22 protein-coding genes are annotated in these 24653 nt (G+C 62.3%); 15 read left to right on the top strand and 7 right to left on the bottom strand.

What is annotated here, in order from left to right; genetic code table 11:
• Positions 1-31: 31 nt before the first annotated feature.
• From CY652_RS13880 to CY652_RS13865, 4 genes are read left to right on the top strand one after another with little or no spacing between them, the layout of a single operon-like run.
• A complete protein-coding gene (locus CY652_RS13880; RefSeq protein ID WP_102131392.1) occupies positions 32-1642 on the top strand; it encodes an LPD7 domain-containing protein in 1611 nt (536 codons plus the stop codon).
• A gap of 11 nt (positions 1643-1653) precedes the next feature.
• The gene (locus tag CY652_RS13875; RefSeq protein ID WP_102131280.1) at positions 1654-2178 is read left to right on the top strand and encodes a plasmid stabilization protein; all 525 of its coding nucleotides are present in this window, start codon (positions 1654-1656) and stop codon (positions 2176-2178) included.
• Position 2179: 1 nt separating this feature from the next.
• Positions 2180-3232 (top strand): relaxase/mobilization nuclease domain-containing protein, encoded by a 1053-nt coding sequence (locus CY652_RS13870; RefSeq protein WP_102131279.1) that lies wholly within the window; start codon positions 2180-2182, stop codon positions 3230-3232.
• A gap of 15 nt (positions 3233-3247) precedes the next feature.
• The gene (locus tag CY652_RS13865) at positions 3248-4039 is read left to right on the top strand and encodes a DNA adenine methylase (RefSeq protein ID WP_102131391.1); all 792 of its coding nucleotides are present in this window, start codon (positions 3248-3250) and stop codon (positions 4037-4039) included.
• Positions 4040-4357: 318 nt separating this feature from the next.
• Here CY652_RS13865 and CY652_RS13860 read toward each other — a convergent pair whose 3' ends face one another.
• Entirely contained in the window at positions 4358-5269 is a 912-nt protein-coding gene (locus CY652_RS13860) for a LysR family transcriptional regulator (protein ID WP_102131278.1), read from the bottom strand.
• A 148-nt stretch (positions 5270-5417) separates the two neighbouring features.
• Between CY652_RS13860 and CY652_RS13855 the strand changes: the two genes are divergently transcribed.
• Positions 5418-6872 carry an amidase gene (locus CY652_RS13855; RefSeq protein WP_102131277.1) on the top strand — a complete coding sequence of 485 codons (1455 nt, stop codon included), beginning with the start codon at positions 5418-5420 and terminating at the stop codon, positions 6870-6872.
• A 162-nt stretch (positions 6873-7034) separates the two neighbouring features.
• Here CY652_RS13855 and CY652_RS13850 read toward each other — a convergent pair whose 3' ends face one another.
• Complete coding sequence (locus CY652_RS13850) at positions 7035-7886, bottom strand: ketopantoate reductase family protein (protein ID WP_180970590.1); 852 nt, start codon at positions 7884-7886, stop codon at positions 7035-7037.
• A gap of 65 nt (positions 7887-7951) precedes the next feature.
• Here CY652_RS13850 and CY652_RS13845 point away from each other — a divergent pair, with 65 nt between their 5' ends.
• Complete coding sequence (locus CY652_RS13845) at positions 7952-8818, top strand: LysR family transcriptional regulator (RefSeq protein WP_102131276.1); 867 nt, start codon at positions 7952-7954, stop codon at positions 8816-8818.
• Between the two features lie 68 nt (positions 8819-8886).
• Here the strand turns inward: CY652_RS13845 and CY652_RS25050 are convergent, their stop codons facing one another.
• The 4 genes from CY652_RS25050 to CY652_RS13830 all read right to left on the bottom strand — a co-directional run bounded on the left by CY652_RS25050 (position 8887) and on the right by CY652_RS13830 (position 10453).
• Positions 8887-9114 carry a hypothetical protein gene (locus CY652_RS25050; protein ID WP_308410387.1) on the bottom strand — a complete coding sequence of 76 codons (228 nt, stop codon included), beginning with the start codon at positions 9112-9114 and terminating at the stop codon, positions 8887-8889.
• 42 nt (positions 9115-9156) lie between these two features.
• Positions 9157-9315, bottom strand: coding sequence for a hypothetical protein (locus CY652_RS25045; RefSeq protein WP_308410386.1), 159 nt, complete (start codon positions 9313-9315; stop codon positions 9157-9159).
• A gap of 163 nt (positions 9316-9478) precedes the next feature.
• Complete coding sequence (locus CY652_RS13835; RefSeq protein ID WP_102131275.1) at positions 9479-9979, bottom strand: hypothetical protein; 501 nt, start codon at positions 9977-9979, stop codon at positions 9479-9481.
• Positions 9980-10054: 75 nt separating this feature from the next.
• Positions 10055-10453 carry a helix-turn-helix domain-containing protein gene (locus CY652_RS13830; protein WP_102131274.1) on the bottom strand — a complete coding sequence of 133 codons (399 nt, stop codon included), beginning with the start codon at positions 10451-10453 and terminating at the stop codon, positions 10055-10057.
• A gap of 1593 nt (positions 10454-12046) precedes the next feature.
• Here CY652_RS13830 and CY652_RS13825 point away from each other — a divergent pair.
• Complete coding sequence (locus CY652_RS13825; protein WP_102131273.1) at positions 12047-12277, top strand: hypothetical protein; 231 nt, start codon at positions 12047-12049, stop codon at positions 12275-12277.
• Between the two features lie 459 nt (positions 12278-12736).
• Here CY652_RS13825 and CY652_RS13820 read toward each other — a convergent pair whose 3' ends face one another.
• Positions 12737-13015, bottom strand: coding sequence for a hypothetical protein (locus tag CY652_RS13820; protein WP_102131272.1), 279 nt, complete (start codon positions 13013-13015; stop codon positions 12737-12739).
• 216 nt (positions 13016-13231) lie between these two features.
• Here CY652_RS13820 and CY652_RS13815 point away from each other — a divergent pair, with 216 nt between their 5' ends.
• From CY652_RS13815 to CY652_RS13780, 8 genes are all read left to right on the top strand, one after another.
• Entirely contained in the window at positions 13232-13819 is a 588-nt protein-coding gene (locus CY652_RS13815; protein WP_102131271.1) for a hypothetical protein, read from the top strand.
• A gap of 445 nt (positions 13820-14264) precedes the next feature.
• Positions 14265-15413 carry a TIGR03032 family protein gene (locus tag CY652_RS13810; protein ID WP_102131270.1) on the top strand — a complete coding sequence of 383 codons (1149 nt, stop codon included), beginning with the start codon at positions 14265-14267 and terminating at the stop codon, positions 15411-15413.
• On the top strand, positions 15391-15993 hold the full coding sequence (cysC, locus tag CY652_RS13805) for an adenylyl-sulfate kinase (protein WP_219723742.1): 603 nt from the start codon (positions 15391-15393) through the stop codon (positions 15991-15993). Before CY652_RS13810 ends, cysC begins: the two co-directional genes overlap by 23 nt.
• A 194-nt stretch (positions 15994-16187) precedes the next feature.
• Positions 16188-16589, top strand: coding sequence for a type II secretion system minor pseudopilin GspI (gene gspI / locus CY652_RS13800; protein WP_102131268.1), 402 nt, complete (start codon positions 16188-16190; stop codon positions 16587-16589).
• Positions 16573-17235, top strand: coding sequence for a PulJ/GspJ family protein (locus tag CY652_RS13795; RefSeq protein ID WP_102131267.1), 663 nt, complete (start codon positions 16573-16575; stop codon positions 17233-17235). The genes gspI and CY652_RS13795 overlap by 17 nt, the downstream gene beginning before the upstream one ends.
• Positions 17236-17405: 170 nt before the next feature.
• Complete coding sequence (locus tag CY652_RS13790; RefSeq protein WP_102131266.1) at positions 17406-19619, top strand: tetratricopeptide repeat protein; 2214 nt, start codon at positions 17406-17408, stop codon at positions 19617-19619.
• Positions 19620-19686: 67 nt separating this feature from the next.
• Positions 19687-21951 carry a tetratricopeptide repeat protein gene (locus tag CY652_RS13785; RefSeq protein ID WP_102131265.1) on the top strand — a complete coding sequence of 755 codons (2265 nt, stop codon included), beginning with the start codon at positions 19687-19689 and terminating at the stop codon, positions 21949-21951.
• Positions 21952-21983: 32 nt separating this feature from the next.
• The gene (locus CY652_RS13780; protein ID WP_258002317.1) at positions 21984-24242 is read left to right on the top strand and encodes a tetratricopeptide repeat protein; all 2259 of its coding nucleotides are present in this window, start codon (positions 21984-21986) and stop codon (positions 24240-24242) included.
• Positions 24243-24653: the final 411 nt, after the last annotated feature.

The following is a 24653-nucleotide window of genomic DNA, read 5'->3' as shown; positions in this document are numbered from 1 at the left end:
GTACCCGCCCATGACCAGAGTGAGGTCCAGGATGGATGAAACCGCAACTTCTTCCGGCGCGCCGGTGAACGATCCCGTCATCAATGTGATCGAGCCGGATCCACCGCCGGCTGCCGATCCGGCGGCAGGCGCATCGGGTCCCGACCGTCTGGATCAGGCGGCGGGTGACGCACTGGCCGCACGCCGGCGTCGCGAGTTTGATGCGGCGCGAGCCCGGCTGCGCGACCAGGCTATCCGTGCCGATCACGCACGTTCACAGACGGGTTCGCAATCGCCCGGGGCACAGGGTGGGCCGCCGGGGGGTGCCGGCGACGAACCCGCGATGCGCTGGGCACCGCTGGGTGAGGCGCCGGAGAAGGTGCGCAAGCGCTACCTGCGCGCCGGCAACCAGTATTTCCTGAAGGATTCGCCACATCAGCTTGCATTCGAGGATATCGGTCCGTACCTGGTCACTGAGCACAACCGTGCCGATGTCGTCGAGTCGATGGTGGACATGGTGCGGGCGAAAGCGTGGGGGCGCATCCGGGTCTCCGGTCATGAGCAGTTCCGGCGGGAGGTCTGGGTACAGGCCACACTGCTGGGTATCGAGGTGAGCGGATACGAGCCGAAGGCGGTGGATCTTGCACGCCTGGCCGAAGGGCGCCGCGAGCGGATGACGAACCGGATTGACGTGGCCGGGCCGCCTTCGGCCGCTCCGGCGCCTGTTGCACCGGCGCCCACGGTACCGCCCACTGCGCCGGATCCCGGAGCGGCACCGGCAGGCGCCCGACCTTCGCCGCCTGTGAGCAGTCAGGTGCCCCCGACACCAGCAGCGTCTGGTCGAACGGCACCCGGCAGCGCGTCGCCTGGCCGTGCTTCACCTGTCCCGGGAGGTGCCGCGCCGGCGGCCGGGACACCTGTCGTGCCGGCACGTGGGGCTGAAGGCGAGGAACCGGACCGGCAGCGCCACGCCGGGACACTGATCGAGCATGGCGATGCACCGTACCAGCACAACCCGGCGCGTAGCGATTCGTACTATGTCGTGTATCGCGATACCGCCGGGGCAGATCATGTCGTGTGGGGTGTCGACCTGGAGCGGGCTATTGCAGAGGCGGGTGCTGTTCCCGGAGAGCCGGTCACACTGGAGAATCTTGGCCGACGCTGGGTGACCGTCAACGTGCCGGTGTTTGATGCCACCGGCGCGGTAATCGGCCAGGAGGAGAAGGACGTCTATCGCAATACCTGGCAGGTCGATGTCGTGGGCCGGGATCGTGCGCAGTTGTCGCCGGCTGCGTCAGCACCGGCTTCACCGGGACCCGACAGTGCGGCTGGCCAGGGCGCGCCAGTCCGGCAGCCCGAGCGCGCGGCAGGTCAGCGAGATCAGTCTCCTGCCGCATCCGGGGAGCGTGCGTTGCAGCTTGCCGTACTCGTCGCTGCAATGCGTGAGCAGGGTCTGGGCGAACAGTCGATTACGCGCGTGCGGCAGCGTGCCGAGCTCATGCTCGATGCCTTGCAGGCGGATGGCGTCGCAGTGCCACGTCCACGCGTATTCGATCCGAAAGCGCCCTCGACGCGCAGCCGCCGCTCGCGGCCGGCCGCGGAGCGCAGCCCGGCGCGGGAAGTTGAACGCGAGCCGGCAGACCCCTCACCGCCTGCCCTGTAGGGAGTGCGGGCATGAACACGCGCGCACGCCTGTGTGTGGAACTCGGTCCGGTGAAGGCGCGCTGGGAAGCGTGGTGCGCCCTGCACGGTGTCACGATGGGCGAAGGCATCCGGCAACTGGTTCTCGATGTGCTCGATACCAACGGGGGCATGCCGGATGCACGGGGCGCACCGGGTCCGGGAGAGGTATCGGCTGACGGGCATCGCGAACGGATCGAGATCCGCCTCACGGCTGAGGAGTTCGAAGGGGTGCGGCGGCACGCGACGGCGGGTGGCCTGACGGCCAACCGGTGGATCGTTGCGCTGGTCCGCGCGCAGCTTATGCGAGAACCGCAGCTCGGCGCGCACGAGATGCGGATGCTGGCCGACTCGAACCAGCACCTGGCCATGATCGTCACGCTACTCGGCCGGCTCCAGGGGCGCACGGACGTGCGTGAAGTGGAGCGCGTGCTGGCTGGCGTGCGAGTTGTGATCGATGCGCACCTGCGTACGGTCGCGCAGGTCCTGCGTGCGAACCTCGATCGCTGGAGCCGGTAGCATGCCGTTCTCGAAAACCTGGGTCGACCAGATGCTCCTGAACTGGGGCGACCGCCTTTTCCCGGATCCATTCCGGCACGTTGGTGCGCCGCGTATGTCGCGGGGACGGCTTCAGCGGGATACGCGGCGCATGCGCGAGCAGCTTGCCCGCACGCTCAGGCGTACCCCGGAAGTGATGGTCAAGATCACGAACAAGGCGTCCAGCGCGCAGGGCATGGGTTCGGTGCGCCGGCATCTGCGCTACATCTCGCGTAACGGCCGGGTCGAGCTGGAGGATCAGGACGGCCAGCCGGTGCTCGGCACGGCGGCGTTGCGCGATCTGGCGGATGCCTGGCATCTGGGTGGCTGGGGAATCCCGCAGGAAAGCCGCCGGCGCGAGGTGTTCAATGTGCTGCTGTCGATGCCGCCAGGCACGGATCGCCAGGCGGTACGCAGCGCTGCGCGCGCGTTTGCGGCTGAAGAGTTTGGCGATGGGCGGCGGTATGTGTTCGCAGCGCACGACGACGAGGCGCACCCGCACGTCCATCTCAGCGTACAGGTGCGCGGACCGGACGGGCGGCGGCTGAATCCGCGCAAGCAGGACCTGCAGCGCTGGCGCGAGCGATTTGCCGCGCAACTGCGTGAACATGGGGTGGAGGCGAATGCGACGCCGCGCCTTGCGCGCGGCCAGACGCGCCGCTATCCGAAGCAGGCCGTGGTGCATATGGCCGGGCGGGGCGATGTGCCGCGCTACTGGCGGCCCGAGCCTGACGAATCCGGCCGGCGTGCAGCGTGGACAGCACATGCCGGTGCGTTCGAGGCATGGGGCGGCCTCGCGCACGCGATGGCGGGTTCGCAGGGGGCGGACGATCGCAGTCTTGCCGCGGTGATCACGGATTTTGTGGAGACGATGCCGGTCCAGCGCGACAGGCCGGACGCGGCACGGTCACGCGCATCGGGTGATGTGTCGCGACGTCGCCGGTCGCCACGGCAGACGGAGCCGCCACAACCGGCGCCTGGCGAGACTCAGCCGGACCTGTTCCGGGATGATCCGAACCCCGGTGTCGAGCGCTGAGTGGAGGGCAATCTCATGGCCATGCCAATCATTCCGTGGATCGGGGGCAAGCGTCGACTTGCCGATGTCCTCATTCCGAGGTTTCCGCCGCACACCTGTTACGTCGAGGTGTTTGCAGGAGCGGCGGCATTGTTCTTCATGCGGCCACCCGCCGAGGTGGAGGTCGTGAACGATGTGAGCGATGACCTAGTGAACTTGTACCGGGTAGTGCAACACCACCCGGAGGAGTTCGTGAGGCAATTCAAGTGGGCACTGAGCAGCCGGCAGGTGTTCAAGTGGCTGAGCGATACGCCACCGGAGATCCTCACGGATATCCAGCGGGCCGCCCGATTTTATTACCTGCAACAGAACTGTTTCGGTGGACGCGTTGAAGGGCGCACCTTCGGTACGGCGACGACATCGCCGCCGGGGCTCAACCTGATGCGTATCGAGGAAACGCTGTCTGCTGCCCATCTGCGCCTGTCGGGAACCTATATCGAGAAACTCGACTGGCAGGCGTGCGTGAAGCGTTACGATCGGCCGCATACCTTCTTCTATCTGGACCCGCCTTACCTTGAGACGGAAGGCTACGGGGTGCCGTTTGAATTTGAGCAGTATGAAAAGATGGCGCAGGTGCTGCGGACCCTGCAGGGCCGTGCGATCCTGACGCTCAATGATCATCCAGAGATCCAGGCCCTGTTCGCGGGATTCCAGATGGAGCGGGTGGAAATTCCGTATATGGTGGGCGGGGCAGCGAATACGGTCTTGCGTGGCGAGCTGATCATCTATAGCTGGGACCGGGCGAAGGATCCGGTGGGACTATTCTGAGATGGTCAATTCGAAGCGGGGCAGTGACATGGCACGGGCCGCGGCGCGACATGGCGGGCGGGCGGGTTCCTGCTCCTGTCAGAAAATTCGGCAAGATGGTGGCCGAGGTTGTCCAACCTTGAAGAGGGAATTACGGGTTCATCGGACGCGAGCAGGGTATAGGGACCGGCCTGTCATACCTTGAGGGAGGGGCGGGTTCGAGTCCAATCTGGGGGAGAGATTTCCGTTGTTCAATTGCGAGTCCAATGAGATCGATCAACTTGAGTCGCATGGCCGGCCGCCACTGTGCGTTGAGATAACGTCGGAAAATGGCCTGGGTCATTTGTTGTGGCCGACGAAGTCCAGACGTTCTCGCAGGTACTGAACAAACGCGTGTACCTTCGGCGAAGGCACCCGTTCACGCGGAAAAATCGCGTTCAGGTCCTGCGGAGGACCCTCCCACTCCGGCAGGACACGACACAGCCGCCCGGTTCGGACTTCCTCTTCCATGCTCATGTCCATCGCCAGGATCACACCCTGGTCGGCGCGTGCCGCGTCGAGAATCAAGGCGGGATCGCTGGCGACGATCACCGGGTTAAGCGCGTAGTGTCGCGGTTTGCGCCCGGCTTTGTGCAAGGGCCAGGTGTAACCGCCGTCGCCGCGTGCCTGATGAAGTGTCAAGGCCGGATGATGGCGCAGATCGTCGGGGCCGGCCGGTGCGCCATTTTTCTCGAGATACCCGGGGCTTGCATAGACCGAGGTGGCGAAGCTGCCGAGTCGCCTTGCAACCAGGCTTGAATCCGGGAGCACACCGAGCCGTAGTGCGATATCCACTTCCTCGGCAAACAGGTCGAGCGTCACATGCGTCGCGACGATCTCGAGTCGGACCTCCGGGTAGCGCGAACAGAAACCGGAAATCAGCGGTGCGATCCATGCGACCCCGAAGGAATAGGGCAAGGTCACACGCAGCCAGCCGCGCGGACCCGCGCGAAGCTGGTGGACGGCGTGCTCGGCAGCATCGAGCTGCCCTGCAATGGCGTGGCATTGTTCAAAGTACGCCTCGCCCGCTTCGGTAAGCCGAAGCTTGCGTGTTGTCCTGTGCAGCAACTGGGCGCCAAGATGCCGCTCCAGTTCCTGTACGCGTCGGCTGACGGTCGTTTTCGGCACCTGCAATGCCGATGCCGCGCCGGAGAAACTGCCTTCCCGGACGACTCGAAGGAAGATCAGCGTATCGTTCAGATCCCTTGTCATTGGCGAACTTGTCACGAACCGTGCTTGTGTGTCGAAGTTAAAGTTAGCAGGTTGATTGTCCCACTGATGGGGTAATACTTGCCATCGCGACGGGCTAATCAAGCGGCCAGGGATCGCCTATCTTCTCCGTACCGAACCGGAGAAGAACATGAAACTTGATGAATACGCTTCCTACGACGCAATGGGTTTAGCAAAGCTGGTTGCAAAGCGCGAAGTGACTGCAGTTGAACTCAGCGAACTGGCACGCACGGCCTCGAACGCTGTCAACCCGCGCCTCAACGCGGTGATCGAACATTGGGCGATCGACGAGAGCGGACCTAGCGCGCACGACGACGGCGGGCCGTTGGCGGGTGTCCCTTTCCTGATCAAGGATCTCGCCATCTCGATGGCGGGCAAGCGGCTGGAGCTGGGCAGCCGCCTCGCGCAAGGGCTGGTTGCACCAGGCGACTCCTGGCTGATGAGCCGTTTCCGCGACGCTGGACTCGTCACGATTGGCCGGACGACGACCCCGGAGATGGCCTTCAGCACCACCACCGAATCTGCTATGCAGGGGGCGACCCGCAACCCATGGCAGCCCGATTTGAGCGCGGGCGGCTCGAGCGGTGGCTCGGCCGCAGCGGTTGCGGCCGGCATTGTCCCGCTTGCGCATGCAACCGATGCGGCCGGATCGATTCGTGTTCCCGCGGCCTATAACGGCCTGTTCGGGCTCAAACCGACCCGGGGGCGCAGTTCGAACGGACCGGCGCTGGACGAGGTATTCGCGGGCTTCGGCGTGCAACTCGGCGTCAGTCGCACCGTCCGAGACAGTGCGGCGCTGCTCGATGCCATACAAGGCCACGCCACGGGCGAGCCCTATGTCACCGCCGCGCCCGCACAAAGCTTTCTGTCCGAGGTCGGCCGTGATCCCGGCCGGCTCAGGATCGGCTTGATGGTCGATCCGTGGAACGGTGATCGCACCGACCCGGCGATTGCGGCGGCGACCAAGGCGACCGCGCGTCATCTCGAAGGACTGGGCCATCATGTTTTCGAGGTCATGCCCAGTCTGGGTGTTGCGTGGGAAGCGCTGGTCCGGGCCAATGCGATCATCTGGACCGGCACGCTGGTCGGCTGGATCGAGGGCCTGGCGGCGGCAACGGGACGCGCCATCGACGAAACGACACTCGAACCCACCACGCTGGCCTGCGTCCGATATGGGCAGCGCGCGAGTGCTGCAGAGTTTGCGGCGGCGCTCGATTTGCGTAACGTCGTCACCCGCGCGATAGGCGGCTGGTTCGAACAGTTCGATGTGTTGCTGACGCCGACCTTGCCGCATGGCGCACCGGCCATTGGCACGTACAGTCAGGGTGCGGATTCGATGGATGGACTCGAGTGGACGGATCGCGTGTTCCGTCATGCTCCGTTCACCCCGCCGTTCAATGTCGCCGGCGTGCCGGCCATGTCGGTGCCGCTCGAGAGCGATCCCACGACAGGTTTGCCGATCGGGATGCAATTTGCGGCCGGCTTCGCCAGGGAAGATATTTTGCTGCGTCTCGCTGGACAACTTGAACAGTCTCGACCATGGAACGCACGACGGCCATTGGTGTGGGCGGGCGATCATTCGTAGGCAGCTTCCCGCCACCGTCGGGACGATCTGGGATCGTTACAATCGTTCGGGGGGGAAGTCCTTGCAAACAGAATCGACCGGTTGAATCCGCAACCCGGAAGCGACATTCGCCATCTCCGTTTATCGATGGTGCTTTGAGAATGGAAAGCGGCTCTCCGCGAGCTAAGGTCGAAGCGCCAGCAAGTGCGGAGTCTTGCCGGGCGCGGCTGCCGCCATCTCATCGATCAGCGCGCGTGTCTCCATTGGGCCGAAATCACCGAGATCCTTGACGAGCCGCGAGCGACTCAGAAGCCACAACACACCCGTGCGCGCGAATGACGGCATATGTAAAAGCGTCGCGAGCAGACGAGGTTTCGGCGCGTGGCCCAGGCTACGGACCACGTCGAAGCCTTCCGTCCAGGCAACATCAAGCCGTTTTGCCTCGGACCATGTAAGTTGAGTGGCGCGCTGCCACGTGAGCAATGCAGCGAGAAAGAGTGGCACCACGAGCGCGACGTGACTTCGGAGGAATGCGTCCATGTCGTCCTCCACTTCGCTCGGTATCCCGGCTTCCTTGAAAAGTTTCGCCACAACGGGGTTTGACAGCGTCGTCACCATGCCAGGGCCATCCACCCGAAAGCGTAACCGCTGATCAATCAGATAAGCCGACATATTCGGAAACCCGAAGACGAAGCGTTCCGCGCCCACGACGCTCCGATACGGTTCGGTGCCTTGAAACGTATTGAACATCAGCAAAATGGTACGAGCGCAACTCACCGACAACACCGGCAAAAGCGGTGCGACCAGGTGTTCGGGAACGGTGACGATCGCCAGATCGTAGGGCGTGGCTGGATCGAGCGCCGACTCGACCTTGACCGGCATGCGTTGTCCGTCGACGGTGACGATTGCGCCATCGCGGCTGAGCGCGTCGAAGCGTGCACCTCGCGCCACGACGGTGAGGTCATGGCCGGCGTTCGCAAGGCAGAAGGCCACGGCGCTGCCAATCCGCCCCGCGCCAATCAGGATGATTTTCATGGGTCCAGTTTGCGAATTCCGGGTGTTCCTGTATACAGAATATTGCGGTAATCTGATATCCATATATGGAAACACTTTCCTGGGACGATCTGCGCATTCTTCTGGCGGTGCATCGAGCCGGGAGTCTGCTCGCCGCGGGCAAGGCACTAGGTCTTTCGACATCCACGACCGCACGCCGACTGGATGCGCTGGAAGCTGCGATGGGCTGCCAGCTGGTGTACCGTAGCCAGTCGGGCACTGAGTTGAAGCCCGAGGCATTGCGGATGGTACGGCTGGCCGAAGGGCTGGCGCACGGTCTCGATGCGCTGCGCCGGGATCAAACCATGGTGGCCGGGACGCTGCGGGTCAGCGTGCCGGATGGCATGGCCCAAACGCTCACCCGCTCGCTACTCGCGTTCCGCGAAGCGTATCCCTTTGTCGATCTCGAGCTGGTGGGAGAGAGTCGGATGGCGGATGTGGCCGCACGTGAGGCGGACATAGCCGTTCGCCTCACGCGCTCCACTTCGAATGTGCTGGTGGAAAAGCATCTCGCCAGCTTCCGGTTCGCGTTGTTCGCATCCGCGGACTATGTGCGGCGCCATCTGCCTACGCGTCGGCTCGCCCGGGGAGAGGCGTCGGCGCAGATGTTTGTCGGACTCGACGAGCGTTGGAAAGGATTGCCGCACGAGCAATGGATGCGCATGCTCGGCGCGACGCGGTTCGCGTTCCGCTCGAGTTCGATGGAAGCAATCGTGGAAGCGGTTCGTCAGGGCGTCGGCCTTGCGGCATTCCTCGAGAAAGACCCGCGGAACACGGACCTCGTTCGTGTCGAAACGGAGAGCATGGGACCTACTCAGTCGTTCTATCTGGTCTATCACCGCGATCTTCGCAAGCAGCCGCACGTTCGCGCGGCCGTGACGGCAATCGAAGCCTACATGGGCGCGTACCGCTAATATTGAATCGGGGACCCCTGCCGTGAGCCGGCACGGTAACGCGCGCCGGCCCGTATGCGAGTGGGTATTCAGCGATCGACGAACAAGGCCGGGCCGGCCTTGAACGATGCGACGACCATGAAAACCATCACGATGATCAGCAGCGGAAAGCTGCACAGGGCCAGCGGGAAAAACAGGGCGAGCTGGAGCGAGGTGCCTCCGACGCCGTGGACGAGATCCGTGTCCCGGACGTTTTCGTAGATCAGCCATGCGGTTGTAGCCACGCCCAGTCCCATGAGGATCAGCCCGTCGGACATCGGCGTGTGGTGGAGCGTGGCATTGGCCCAGAAATAAATGCCCTACCAGACGAGGTTGATACCGATGGCGGCGATCCAGAAGCTGCGCATTGTGAAAAAGGTGTGGCCGAAGCGGCGCCGGCAGTGGCGGTTGAACAGCTGGATTCCCTTCGCCGCACCGATCACGATGGCGATGATGATCGCGAGTTTAAGGATACCCATGGGACGTTCTCCTTCAGGCGGACCCTGCCGTGTGTCAGACGCTTTTGCTGGCGTCGAGGTCGATGGTGGCCGGGGCTTTTCAGTAAACGATTTTTTCAATATAGACCGTTGCCGGGTGAATGCAATGATGCGTCGCGCCGATTCTTTTGACCGTGCCGATCCGTCACCATGCGAGCCATTGCTGCTGCACCAGCGCAACTTCGATCCTGAGCGCGTCAATGCTCAGCAGCTTCGCCAGGTTGCCTGCGAGGGCGCGATGATAGAGCTCCAGAAAGAGGTGGCACCAGCCGTCTGCGTCTCGCGGAGCAACCGGTATCGCGTGCCGGCGGACGGCCTCCGGGTTTTCGTCCGGTATTCCACCGGGAAGTAGCGGGACCTCGAAGCGGGCAATGACGCTGTCGTTGCCAGGGCGGGTGTCTGACGTGTCTTCGCGCGAGAGGAACAGCACGGTTGCGTTCAGCGTCACACCCTCGGCCAGTCCGCCCGCTACCTGCCGGGCCTGCGTCGCGAGGCCATAGCCCAGTGCCATGTCGCGGCTGCAGCGGTCGATCCACCGCTCGGTCTGCCGGAGTTGATCGTTGAGCACCTGAATGCGGTTGCGTTCCTGCCTGGTGACCGTGGGCCACGCTTCGGACGGGGCGTCGTTGCCAGGCATGCTCTCCATCTCGCACTCCCTGTGTGACCCCGACCGGTTGCCCGTTGATGCACCGCTGGAGATCGGAGCAGCGCCAGTAGGGGGCTATGGCGTGCTGCTGCGGCCGCGCTTCCTGGGTGACGGGCGAGGATCCGAGATCATCGCGATTGCATCGTCAATAAGGCGTTCCAGCGATTCCTGCTGGGCAGCAGTGAGGGACGCCAGTTTTTCGTGAATCCGCATGGCTCGGTCCGTCGGGCCGGTGGCCACTTCCGAGAGCAGTTCTCCGAGGCTGCAGTCCAGCAACTCGGCGAGTTGTGCGAGCCGTTCGAGGCTCGGGGCAACAATGCCGCGCTCGATATGGGACAGCGACGCCTGCGTCAGACCGGCTGCCTCGGAGAGTTGTTCCTGTGTCAGCCCGCGTGCTTTCCGGCGTACCGACAGCGCGCGTCCCACCGTGCGCACAAGCTGCTGTCGTTTGTTGCCCTGATCTGCTGCCGGCACCGTTTGCTCCCCATAAATTGGAGAGTGTGCTTGGGCTCGGCAGGCTGAAGAAGAAGGCTATACGGCATAATATGGCTAATATTATATATTCGGACTGCCCGATCGGCAACCTGATTTCAGCGGTGTTGGGGGGCGTGGCTTGAGGATCGTATTCACCCGGGTGCCTTGTCCAGCCGCAGTCTGTCCTGGTTGTGATCATACTTTCCCATTCATAAATACGTCATCCTGAATATAAGGGAGACGTCGGTCAATCCGATATGGCCTCCCACTCATCCCGTACCGATGCGTCCAGTGCGTGCCTGCCTCGCGGTATATTGTTTGAATGCCTGGGCTCCGGCCGGAGCAGTTGTACGTCGTTTGTGAAACAAAAAAATCACGGTGCCCTGGGCGCGATGTCTATACCATTTTTTGGAGAATATGGGCGCCTGGCCTGAGTCAGACCAGAGCGGACCGGAAGGCGTGCGATGTGGCACGGCCCATGATGGTGCGGGGGCTATGGTCCGCCCGGTCCGGGCGCCGGGGAAAGACAGCTTGCTTTGCCTGAACATCTGTTCCGGGCATGAGCTTTCGTTTGACCACATACGTCTATTCGTTGCGGGCGAGAATCGTCGCTGATGAACCTGCTTACGGTGGAACACACATCGTGACGCGCATGGGCCGTGGCGACGCGAGGTTCCGGGCAGAGCGGCTGGTTGCGGAGAGGGCCAGGGCGATCGCGCTCTCCTGGCCATGGCGAAACCCGACGGGCGGTATGGGTATGCGTATGGCCCGGTGGTTGCGCGCAGCATGGAACGCGAAGCGCTGCACATCGTAGATCGCCAGCCCGGATCGATGCATCGAGATCCGATGCATGTTCCGGATCAGCGTGACGGGTTCTACCGATGGTTGCTCCGGGCGTGATACCGGTGGTATCCACGCTCGAGGCTGGTTTGCGGGTGGTCTGATGCCGCGCGTCTTCATTACAGCAAGGCTGCGCGGTCGTGCGGAAAGGGCCCTGTCGCCAGGTGTTTGCCGCTTCAGTGTGAAGTGGTTAATAAATGTGGGCGCTTACGGATATTTACGGCGCCTCGATGGTCTCATCAACAGTTTCCGTAGAATAGCAGCGTGGGACTACGTGTGGAGGCCGGGGTTGAGCCCGGCGGACGGGTTCGGTACACCTGTTGTGGAGCGATGCGGATGCTGGAACCGGCTGCGCGACAGCCGGAATCCATTCCGAAATATTTCCTCATGAAACGCGGGTTAACAAAATTTAATAAAGTGTACTGATAAATATTCAAGCCGGCTTCACGAATGACGTTTATCCTGATGTCAGGTCGGTTGCTTTCCGTGATCGTGTTGCCAGCAATGGTGCATCGTGTGGTCCAGAGTGGCCCGCCACGAGAGAAATTTGCCGGCCGGGTAGAGGGATGACTGATCCCGATCTGTAAACGATATCCGCTGGAAAGATGGTTGGCTGGCGTCTCCAGGTTGCAGGACAGGCCTGGTCAGGTGGCTCGCGGGAGGTACCGGGTAGAGGTACCCGGTGCGGAAGCGCGAGAGCAGGACGGGCGCGGCATTGCAGGGGTATGCGGTTCAATTCATGGGTGAACGCAAATGGCAACTACGTCGATACCTGCATTGGCTGTCACGAAGGAAGAACTCGATCGTGATCCGGAAAAAATCCTGCGTCTGGCCGAGCGGGCCTGTGTGACCATCTACAGCGAGGGGATTGCGGTCGCCTGCCTGGTACCCATCGAGGAGTGGCATGAGCTTGTGCATTCGCTCGGTGCGCAGGACCGCCACGTCGACGCATTGCCCCCTGACGTGCCCGGTATACACTCCTGAGCGTCCCGGCGGGTGTCTGTTCCGGTCGCTCCGTGAGCGGGCGGCGGTGGTCGCAGACATCTCACGTACCCAGATCAGCAGTGCTGGTTCACGGCGGACCAGCTCGCTGCCTGAATGTACGTACCTTCCGAAATCGTATTGCCACGGGATAGGGCTACGATTGCACCCTCCAGTGATGCACTCCCTGCTGTGCTGTTGGCATCGCGTTCCCCGGCGTTTTTACCGGTTGGTACAGCGATCACCCTCTCAGGCGGATTGCATGCGTCGTGTGTGAACGACGCGTCGAGGAGTCACGCTGGCAGGTCTGCCTGACAGGGAGAGGATGTTCCCTGTCTGCGCAGCCAGGAGTTCATGTACATGATCGTCGATCGATACCAATGAGATCTGTGAGGACGCGTGCCCAGGAGGGATCGTATCTGCTGCTGTGCAGTGAGCGAAGGAAGGCCTGCCGGGTACGGCTCAGTCAAATGTCAGGGCATCGGTGTTAATGACAACCCGATGGTGGCGTAGCACCTCTGCACGGAAAACCGCCCATTCCTCCACGCCAGCCTTGCTGTGAGTGCAGTACAGGCATTCGCTGTCGGCCGGAGGCATCGCCTCGCTACGATGTACGTCGATGCCCCAGCGCTTGCTGAAGCGTGCCCAGCACAGTCCGTCATCTCCATTGACCCACACCGTGTCTCCGGTGGTAGAAACGACGATTTCGTAGCGGGTTTCCTGCTTCTCTCCCGAATCCATGACTTTGCTCCGACGCGTGATGCGCCATTGTATCCGCGGAGACAATGAGGTTGCGCGGGCACCGGCCGGGATATAGGTTGAGTGCACTTCGCCGGGCGTCTGGACTTCTGGAGTGGCACGACTACTAGCGCCAACGAAAAGGCGCGCTGGAACATGGGGTTCGTTGGTCCGCTGAGGTGGGCGGAGCGACCCGGCTGGACGATACGGGGAATCGGAATGGAAATCAGGGAAGTGATCTCGCTTGCCGTACCGACGGTGATGGCGCTGGTTGGTCTGCTCAATTACCGGCAGAGTGTCCGGGCGCGCATCGAGGATGCCCGGCCGCGGCGTGCCAAACCCGTTCTGGACCTGACTCACACGGTGACGTATTCCAGTATCACCGACGATGTTCATTCGCTCAGGCTGGACGTCTCGCACCGGGAAGACAAGCCGATCGCCATCAAGGAACTTTGCTGGCACGCCAGATCGTTCAAGACCCGGTGGCCCCTGTCCTATCGTTGTGAGGAGTTGTGCGATTCCACACGATTGCAGGACAGGAAGGTCGAGGCTGCCGACCTGCTGCGGCTCGACATCGACATTGAGCACATCTTCAGGCCGATACTTGGTTCCAGGTCGTTAAATTTTCCTGAGATGATCGTGGCCGTCGTTACGCTAGACATCGGCGTGATCCTGACGACTGGCGAGGTCGAGGTGCCCCGCACACCGTGGACATTCCGCGATTATCTCGCCACTCAGATCGTTCGCCCGCGGTGGCTCGCGTTCCTTGTGAGGATGTATATCCGCAAGCGCTTCCGACCAGGATGAAGGGCAGGTAGCGGAATCATTTTGCTCGAAGATGTCGTCATGGAGCGGGTAGAGCGGGTGTTCGTCGATGGGGTCGACTGCTGAATATCAAGCGTCTTTCCCGGACAGAAATGGAGCTAACTCCACTAGCTCCTCGTGACCGGTTCTATCTCCGGGCATAAGATGCCTGGACTCGGATCAACATCCCGATGGTACGTACCTTTCGCAATCGCACTGCCACAGGCGCTACCTATACTGGGCATCTTCGGGGCGTGGACAGAGATGGCCGGCATTCCGACCGCAGGCCTGTGCAGGACATGATGTGCGATCCCTTCAGGATGATGACCCCTGTTTTCCCTGCGCTCTGCGTCCCGTTTTCTCTTGCCGTCACAGGTTGCTGCGCAAGCGGTGGACGGGGACGCGCATTGCACGAGCGATTCACAGAGCTATATTGACAGGGCGTCGCATGGAGACTGAGGCAGGCAAGGTGGCAGAGCGGGGTGAAGCGACGCGGGACGAAACGGGGGCTTGGGCGCCGCTGATCAATCTGCAGGACACAGGCAGGTTCCTGCCCGTGCTTGAGCAGCTCGGTTGCACGCTTGCCATCAGCCGTCGTCCCTCGGGCGTCGCATTGCTGGGCGTCGATCAGGGCGTGCCAACGTTGTCGGCGTGTCTGCTCCCGCGCTCAATGGGTATGGCCGTGTCGCGGGACCGTATCGCGGTCGCGACGGCACGCGAACTGATGATCTTCTCGAACGTGCGGGGGATCGCAGGACTTTATCCCGATCGCCCCGATTACTACGATTCCATATTCGTTCCGCGGCAGTGCTTCTACACGGCGTATTGTGATTTGCACGACATGGCTTTTGACGGGCAGATCGTGCTGGCAGTCAACACGCGCTATTCATGCATCAGTGTGATTGACGGACACTTCAATTTTACGCCGCTCTGGAAGCCGCCGTTCGTGAAGGAATTCACGCCGGACGATCGTTGCCATCTGAACGGGATGGCGTTCCACGAGCGCAAGCTCCGGTTTGCCACGGCGCTGGGTACGACCGACACCCCCTATGGATGGCGCGATGACATGGCATCCGGCGGCGTGCTCATGGAGGTTCCCTCGGGCAGGGTTGTCGCGGCGGGGCTGTCGATGCCGCATTCGCCGCGTATCATCGACGGTCATCTGTATGTGCTTGAGGGTGGGCGTGGGCAGGTGCTGCGCGTGGATCCGGAGACGGGCCGATGCACGGTTGTGGCGAAGCTGCCTGGATTCACGCATGGGCTGGCTGCTTACCGTGGCGTGATGTTTGTGGGCCTGTCCAAGCTGCGCGACAAACGGGGGCCGCAGGGCCTGCCGATTGAAGAAGACGGTGACCTCGTTGCCGGGGTGGCGGCACTCGACATTGCATCGGGCAAGATCCTTGGAATTCTTCGCTTCCACAACGGTGTGGACGAGGTTTTCGATGTCCATGTCCTGCCGGATATACGGCGTGCGGAGATCCTCTCCCCGGAGCAGTGGTACCAGAGGCCTTCCGTTGTCACGATGCAGGGGGGGATGTGGGAGAGTCGCCTGCGCGAAGGTGATGACGAGAGCGATGAACCGGATCCCTCCGAATAATCCTGCGTTGGGAGAGCACGACGACGGGCACCGCAGTGCCGTGTTCTGGCTGACCGGGCTTTCTGGCGCAGGGAAGTCGACGCTGGCATATGGTGCGCAAAACATACTGCTTGAAGCCGGTCTGCGGGTCAGTGTGCTGGACGGGGATGTCCTGCGTGCTGGCCTTAATCGCGATCTCGGTTTCAGCGAGGGGGATCGCGTTGAAAACATGCGCCGCACGGCCGAGGTTGCGAAGATACTTGCCGATGCCGGCATGGTCGTGATCACGTCGCTGATCTCGCCGTTGCACAGCGGCCGCGTGCTGGCGCGGGAAATCATTGGCGCCCGCTTCCATGAAATCCGTCTCTCCGCCGGTCTCGCTATCTGCGAGGCTCGCGATCCGAAGGGTCTTTATCGTCGCGCGCGCCGCGGCGAGATCGCGGGATTCACAGGCATCTCGTCACCGTATGAAGTGCCAGTGGCTGCCGACCATGTGATCGATACGGGAAACCTGCCGGAGTCCGACGCTATCGAACAATTCGTCTCCTACATCCGGTCACAGGTCATACCTGAACGAGCGGGTCGAAACGGCTCGATCTGATACGCATCGCGCGCCTGATTTTTCTCTGGTTGTACGAACAATCAGACACGGCTTCGCCATGCCTGGCGACTACGATTATTCACAGATACCCATCCAGGATTGATGTCAGCCGCCGGTCGTGTGGCTGCCGGTCGGCGACAGACTGTGCCAATCCTGGTCAGGACGCAGGTCACGCATCGCGATAGCGAGGGGCCATGACGGGCATGAAGTGGCAGGGCAGCCGAGGACAGTCGCGCGGATTCACGCTGATCGAGGTGCTCATTGCGCTGGCTATCGTGGCCATTGCAATGGGGGCCGTGCTGATGGCGCTGGGTGCACTCAGTACGAACGTGGAGATGGCGCGCTCGCGTCTGCTCGCTGCATGGAGTGCCGATAACGTGCTGGCCTCGATCGTTGCCGCGGGTCAATGGCCATTGCTTGGCCGCAGTACCTTCCCGTGTCCCCAGGGACATTATCTGTTTGTCTGCCGTGAAACCGTCACCCAGCTCGACAGCGCGTTGCTACGCGAGGTCGAGGTGCGTGTGTACGGCGGTGGCGCGACAGCCGACATCCTGGCAGACGCCGTGACGGTGATCGAAAATGAATCATTCCAGTAGATCACCGGCCCCGCGGCGCACAGCTGGTTTTACGCTGATCGAGCTGCTGATTGCGATCGCATTGCTGTCGGTCGTCGCCGTGATGGCCTGGCGCGGACTCGATGCTGCGATCCGCAGCCGCAATAGCCTGGTGGACAATCTCAGCGAGATTCGCTCGCTGGGCCGTTACTTTTCGCAGATGCAGTACGACGTACTGAACCTCGTGGATCCCGGGGAGGTATTTGGTCCCCCGCTCCTCGTGCTACCAGATGAACTCGTCATCGTCCGGCATGTTGGGGCGGGGAGCCCCCGGTCACGGTTGCAGGTTGTGCGTTACCAGTTGAAGGGGCATGTCCTGTTGCGTAGTGCGTCGCCGCCGCTCAACTCGCTGTCGGATCTGCTGACAAGCCTGCATCACATGGATTCTTATGCCGGCGTCACGATCAGTGACGACGTCCGCTCAATGGGCATTGAAGTCTGGCTGGTTCCTGTCGGATGGACGGATCAGCAGTGGCGGGTCGATGACGTATATGCGAGTTTTCTGAAGGCGCACGGGATTTCAAATTCAACGACGCAGGGTATTCCGCTGCCGCGTGGACTGCGGATCACGATCAGGACGGAAAGTCCGGGTGAGCAGTATGTACGAACCTTTCCACTGGCGCAGTAGCCATGTGATTCAAGTGTGCGGTGTTTTACTGCCCTGGTTTTGTTTGTACGTACAACTGTTCATCGCGATGTTACGGCATAGCCGTTAATCTGATTTGGACCTCAACCCGATGGCATGCGACAACCACGGTTTGATCGGGCAGAGGCTGACGACTTCGAGGAGCGATATCTATGAAGGAAGAAATGCCTTTGAATGGACAGCCCGATGTGGTTGCACCCGGGTCTGTCCAGCCGTCCCCTGCCAGGATCGCTGCTGCACGAGAGCTGCATGCGAATGGGCGGTTCGATGCAGCTGCGCAGCAATACGAAGCCATACTCGAGGATGCGCCTGATCATGCCGGCGTGCTGCACCTCTACGGCGTGGTCCAGTTCCAACGGGGACATGCGGAGCAGTCGGAGTTGTTGCTGCGGCGGGCGGTTGCGCTCGAACCCGAACCCATGCTACTGGCGGATCTGGGGGCAGTGGTGGCGGCGGACGGAAGGGTGGAGGAGGCGCTCCGGCATTTCGACGCCGCCCTCAGTATTAATCCCGATCACGTCAACACCCTCGTGCGGCTCGGCAATACACTCGTAGGCCTGAACCGGCACGAACAGGCGCTGTCGGCCTATGACCGGGCACTGGCGGTGTCGCCCCTGGTGCTCGACGCACTGTGTAATCGGGGCAGCGCATTGCGCGCACTCGGCCGACTCGACGAGGCCCTGCACACGTATGCGCGGGCGCTTACTGTCGATCCTCGATCGTTCGAGTCGTTCTACAACCGCGGGCACGTGCTGCGAGACTTGGGCCGGCACGCAGAGGCATTGCATAGTTACGACAGGGCGATCGCAATCCAGCCGGGCAATGCGGCGATGCTTTCGGCACGGGGCCGTACGCTTGTCGACCTCGGACGCGCAGGCGAGGCGCTGGCGAGTTTCAATGAAGCCATTGCGATCCAGCCAGATTTTATCGAAGCGCTTTATAACAGTGCGGTCGCGTTGGAGCATCTGGGTCGCGCGACGGAGGCGATGCAGCGCAGTGATCGTGTGCTTGCGCTCGAGCCTGGACACTGGCGTGCCATGGTCTGTCGTGGCAATGCGCTGCTGCACATGAAAGAGTATGAGAACGCGGCGGAGACGTATGACGAGGCGCTTGCGATCGCTCCGCAAGCCGTCGATGCGCTCTGTAATCGTGGTACCGCACTCCGGTTTCTTCAGCGGTATGCGGCTGCGCTGCAGAGCTACGACGCAGCACTGAAGATGGATCCCCGGTTGGCCGAGGCGTGGGGAAACCGTAGCAACGTACTGCAAGACATGCATCGCTACGACGAAGCCATGAATGCGCTTGATCGGGCCATTGCGCTGCGCCCTGATCACGCAACGAACTGGATGAACCGGGGCAATGTGCTGTACGAAATGGGGCGACTCGACGCAGCGGTGCAGGCGTATGACAGGGCGATCCAGCTTGATCCGGATCATCGGGATGCGCACTTCGCGCGCGGATCGCTGTATCTGGCGCAGGGAGAGTTGGCTCGGGGTTGGCTAGATTATGAATGGCGGGCGCGCGATCCGGACGGTGAGTTGAACCGGCGAGCGTTCCGTCAGCCGCTATGGCGTGGTGAGGAATCGCTTGATGGGCGCAGCATCCTCGTGCATGCGGAGCAGGGCTTTGGCGACACGCTGCAGTTCTGCCGGTATGTCGCGCTGTTGAAGGAAGCGGGTGCAGATATCGTGCTGGAGGTCCAGCCGGCACTACGTTCGCTGGTGTCGACCCTGCGTACGCCCGTGCGTGTAATTGCGGCCGGGGAGGTGTTACCGGAGACGGATTTTCATGTCCCGCTGCTCAGTTTGCCGCTGGCTTTCGGGACCGAGCTGCAGACGATTCCGGCTGGGGTGCCCTACCTGTACCCGGATTTGCCACGGGTACAGAAATGGCAGGGGCTGCTCGGCGAGAAGCGCAGGCCGCGGGTGGGTCTCGCGTGGGCGGGCAATCCCGCGCACCGCAACGATCACAACCGCTCGCTGTCGCTGGATACCTTGCTGCCGCTGCTGGATACGCAGATCGAATGGGTGAGCCTGCAGAAAGTGGTCCCCGCGCGTGATCTCGACCGGCTGGCGGATACGGCTGTGCGCCGTTTCGAGAGCGAGCTGACGGACTTCGCCGACACGGCAGCGCTGATCCAGTCGCTGGATCTCGTGATCAGTGTGGATTCTGCCGTCGCGCATCTTGCTGGCGCGCTGGCCCGGCCGGTGTGGATTCTGCTGCCGTCTCCGGCCGAGTGGCGCTGGTTACGGGATCAGGACGACAGTCCGTGGTATCCAACGGCGCGCCTGTTCCGGCAGGCGATTCCAGGCGAGTGGACGGATGTGGTTGGGGCGCTGGAGGTGACCCTGCGCGTACTGCAGTAGCCCGTCGGACTGACGACGGCCAGATACGGAGCCGCGCGTGCATGCCCGTCGCCATCAGGGGTGAAGTATGGGAACAGACAATGAGCAGAAAGAGCCTTCAGCGACCCTATCCCGGCGGCCGGCAGCGGAAGCTTCCCGGCCACTCGATTCCGGGTGGGAGAAACGTCTGCTGGAACACGGGCGTGCGGCGCTCGAAAGCGGCGCACTCATTACCGCGGAGCGCAGCTACCGCGAGCTGCTTGCGGCCGATCCGCATCACCCGGATGCGCTGCACATGCTCGGCTTTATCCTTTTCAGGGAAGGACGGCTTGAGGATGCGCTCGAGCACATCGGACGGTCTGTGGCCATCAGGGCTACGCCGCTGGTGCTTGCGAACCATGCGGGGGTGTTAGCAGCGTTGGGGCGGCGCGAAGACGCTCTGGTGGAACTCGACCGCGCGCTGGAAATGAATGCGGCCCATCCGCGCGCGCTGGTGCAGCGTGCCGGACTGCTGCTCGATCTCGGACGTCATGAGGAAGCGGCTGCAGCATACGACCGGCTGCTGGGCGTGGCGCCGGATTTCATTGATGGGTATTGTCAGCGCAGCTCGGTGCTACGCACGCTGGGGCGGTTTGCCGATGCTCTGGCGTCATGTGATCGGGCGTTGATGCGTGATCCACGATCGTTTGTGGCGCTGGCCGAGCGGGGGCAGGTTTTGCAGGCGCTGGAGCGCCGGGAAGAGGCGATCGACAGTTACGGCCGTGCGCTTGCCGCCAAACCAGGCAACGCTGAAGTGCTGTATCTACGGGCGATGCTGTACATCGACCCGGGATGGCTGGATTTGGCCCTGGCTGACCTGAACGCCGCGCTTGCGGCTGCGCCAAAATTTGTACCGGCGATCTATAACAGCGCTGTGATCCTTGAACGCCTGGGACGTTTCCAGGAGGCGGTTAGCCGGTGCGATCGCGTGCTGGAAATCGACTCGAAGCATGCCAGGGCCTGGGCTAACCGGGGCAATGCACTACTGGGGCTGGGACGCGGCGTTGATGCGGCCGAGAGCTACGCGCGGGCAGTCGATCTTGAACCGGACGCGGTACCCGTACTGTGCAACCAGGCTACTGCGTTACGCCGCCTGGGTCACCGGGAGGAAGCGCTGCGGGTGTGTGACCGGGCGCTGGAGATCGATGCCCGCGATTCGGGTGTCTGGTTTATCCGTGGCCGTGTCCTGCAGGGACTTCACCGGTATGAGGAAGCATTGGCGTGTTTCGACCGGGTGATTGCCGCTCACGATACCGACAAGGTGGCGCATTTTCATCGGGCCAATGTGCTGACAACCCTGCGTCGCCATGACGAGGCCAAGGCCGCGTACGACCGGGCGATCGAGCTGGATCCGGAATTCATCCATGCGCACACGAACCGGGCCTTCCTGTGTCTGTCCATCGGAGATTTCCGCACTGGATGGGAGGGATATGAGTGGCGGTGGCGGGATGTCCAGATGTTTGGCGACCTGCCAAAGTTTGTGCAGGCGCGATGGACGGGGGCTGAACCGCTTGCAGGCAGGACGATTCTCATTGTCGCTGAACAGGGGCTGGGTGACGCACTGCAATTTTGTCGCTATATCCCGATGGTCAAGGCGCTGGGGCCGCGGGTAGTGCTGGAGGCTCCGCCCGAACTCAAACCTGTTCTTGCCGGACTTGCCGGTGTTGATGAATTCGTGGCGCGTGAACGGGGTACAGCGTTACCGCCGTTCGATGTCTACTGTCCGCTGCTCAGCCTGCCGCGAGCGTTTGGCACCGAGCTCTCGACCATTCCGGCCGAGGTGCCGTATCTGAGGGCCGACCCCCAACGTATCGATACGTGGCGGGACCGGCTGGGACCAGCCACCCAGCCGCGTGTCGGACTTGTGTGGTCCGGCAACCCGAAGCACCTGAACGATCACAACCGTTCGATCCGTTTTGCGGATCTGGAGACCCTGCTGACCGACCGTGTTGAGTGGATCAGCCTGCAGAAAATCGTTCGGGAGGAAGACGAAGCTGCGTTGGCGGCGTCGCGTGTGCGCCACTTCGGAAAGGAGTTGAAGGACTTTGGCGATACGGCGGCACTGCTGGAAAACATTGACTGCGTCGTCAGTGTCGACACATCGGTGGCGCATCTCGCGGGAGCGCTTGGCCGGCCGCTATGGGTCATGCTGCCGCACACGCCGGATTTCCGCTGGCTGCTGGATCGGGAGGATAACCCGTGGTATCCGCAGGCACGGCTTTTCCGGCAGTCGGTGGCGGGAGACTGGAGCGACGTGTTTGCTCGAATCCGTACGGCGCTCGACACAGCGGGTGAGCATGCCTCAGCGGGCTGACTTGAGTTGCTGGCGCGATGGAGGGCGAAGTCATGGTGGGAAAACCCAATGTTGTCATGAGGACTGCCGCGGGTACGCCATCGGCGGTGGTTCAGGCGGCGATGGTAGATGGGCTCCGGCGTGCCCGGGATCTGCTCGGGCGCAGACAGTATCGCGAGGCACAGGCGCTGTATGAGGGCGTGCTGCTGATGGATGCCTCGAATGCCGAGGCGATGCATTTGCTGGGATTTGCCTTATTGAAGGCTGGTGATCCCGTTCGGGCTGAGCCGCTGATTGCGCGGTCACTCGAGCTCGGATGGACGCACGCCTGGAACATAGCCAATCATGGTGCGGTACTGATTGCGCTTGAGCGCTACCAGGAAGCCCTTGATGTTCTTGCGCGCGCGCTCCTGCTAGAGCCTGCATCGTTGTCGACGCAGACGTTGCGGGCCGATGCCCTGGTGGGGATTGGACGCCGTGAAGAGGCATTAGAGATATACGACCAGATACTGGCCCGAATGCCGACGATTGCGGATGCATGGATGGGGCGGGGCAGGTTACTGGTGGCGTCGGGTCGGCCGGCCGATGCTGTGCTGTGCTTTGACCGGGTGCTGCAGCTGGATGCCGGGAGTGTCGACGCCTACGTCCGACGGGGACACGCCCTGCGTGATCTGGGATACCGCGAAGACGCGCTCAGAAATTACCGTCTGGCTTTGGTTATTCGACCGAAGTCACCGGATCTGCTTTCGATGTGCGCCGGCGTGTTACTCGATATGCAACAGCCAGCGGAAGCGCTCGCCTGCGTGGAGCAGGCATTGGCGGTCAGTCCCGATTCGGTTGCTCTTCTGTATCAGAGCTGTGTCGCGCTGGATCTGCTTCACTTCCATGAAGAGCTGCTCCAGCGCTCTTCGCGTCTGCTGAAGCTCGCTCCGCAGTATGTCGCGGTATGGCTCGCGCGCGGCAACGCGTTGCAGGGACTGAGCCGGTATGCAGAGGCGGCGGACGCGTACCGTGAGGCAATGGTGCGGGATCCGCATTCAGTGGATGCACTGCGTAACCGGGCGGGGGCGCTGCGGATGATGGGATTGCACGCCCAGGCGCTGGAGCATTATGACAGCGCGCTTACTGTCGCCGGTGCGGATGCAGAGCTGCTTTATAACCGGGCCGTGGCGCTTCAGCAACTGGGGCGTTACGACGAGGCGCTGGATAGCTATGGAACAGCCGTCGAGGCGCCGAAGGAAACGGCGCAGGCCTGCTATACCGCCGCCGTGTCATTGCAGCAGCTTGGCCGGCATGAGGAGGCCATATCCTGGTTTGAGCAGGCCTACACTCTCGAACCGGGGCATGGGGCCGCACGCCGTTCGGCAGCGCTCTGCCGCCTGTTGACTGGAGATTTCAGGCGCGGCTGGAAACAGCATGAAGACCGATGGCTTACCGGCGAGGCGCGGGTGCGTCGGCGTCATACCGACCGGCCTATCTGGAATGGGATTGAATCCGTAGCGGGCAAGACGATATTGCTGCATGCGGAGCAGGGGTATGGCGACACGATCCAGTTTTGCCGTTATGCGAGCCTGGTCGCTGACCGCGGGGCGACGGTAGTTCTGGAAATTCCCGCAGTGCTGAAGCCGGTGCTGCGTTCGCTTCGCGGGGTGCAGCAGATCGTGTCGGAGGGCGAACCTGTCCCGCCGTTTGACCTGCAGTGCCCGCTCATGAGCCTGCCACTAGCCTTCGACACTGCGCTGGATAGCATCCCGTCCCCGGTGCCGTACCTGTACGCGGATCAATCGAGGGTGCGGGGGTGGGCAGGTCGACTGCAAGCCCTGTCGGCAGGCCGGTTAAAAATTGGCCTCGCGTGGTCAGGCAATCCTCGCCATAACAATGATGAAAACCGTTCGATTCCGCTCGCCGAACTCGCGCCTGTCTACGGACTGAATGCGACGTTCGTGAGCCTGCAGCCGCTGGTCCGGGAGCGCGATGCCGCGATGCTGGCCGCCAGCGGAATTCTTGACTGGGGGCGGGAACTTGGAGATTTTGCTGATACGGCAGGACTGATTTCGGCACTGGATCTCGTCATCACGGTGGATACGTCCGTCGCACATCTGGCTGGTGCGCTGGGGCAACCGGTCTGGCTTCTGCTGCCCTGCGTGCCGGACTGGCGCTGGCTGCTCGATCGCGAAGACAGTCCGTGGTATCCGACCATGAAACTTTATCGACAGGGCAGACCGGGGGACTGGCCGTCACTGGTCCAGCGTGTCGCGCAGTCCCTCATTTCGCGAATGCTGGACGATCCTTCTCAAACCCCCGCCGGATAAGGTTGTCGAGCGATAAGGAAAAGATTTATCTTATGTGACAAAAGGTTTGTACAAAATTCGGATTGCGAAATGTACGTACCTTAGGAAATACGCATGCCATTGCCGGCCAGTAGCATCGCGCGGATTAGTGATTCCCGTGGTTCTCAAGAAGCCGTATCCGTCCGGAAGCGACCCCCGCTCGTCGTGGGTACGGTTTTTTTCTATTTTTCCCAGGATGGCCGGCGATGAAAGCGCGCGTAGATGGACACGTCAAGAAACGGAAGAACCGTTCCCAGGAGACCCTGCAGTCGAATGTCAGGCCGCTGTGCTGGATGATTCCACTGCTGGTTGCGACGGGGGCAGCGCCTCACGCCGCGCATGCAGCAGGGCTCGTCAATCTGGGAAGTGCCGGGGCAGGTAGTGCCCGCAGTG

Source organism: Burkholderia sp. WAC0059 (assembly GCF_002870125.1).
GTDB lineage: Bacteria > Pseudomonadota > Gammaproteobacteria > Burkholderiales > Burkholderiaceae > Paraburkholderia.
Note: the sequence above shows the minus strand (reverse complement) of the source record. Positions and strands in the feature narration are given on the sequence as shown.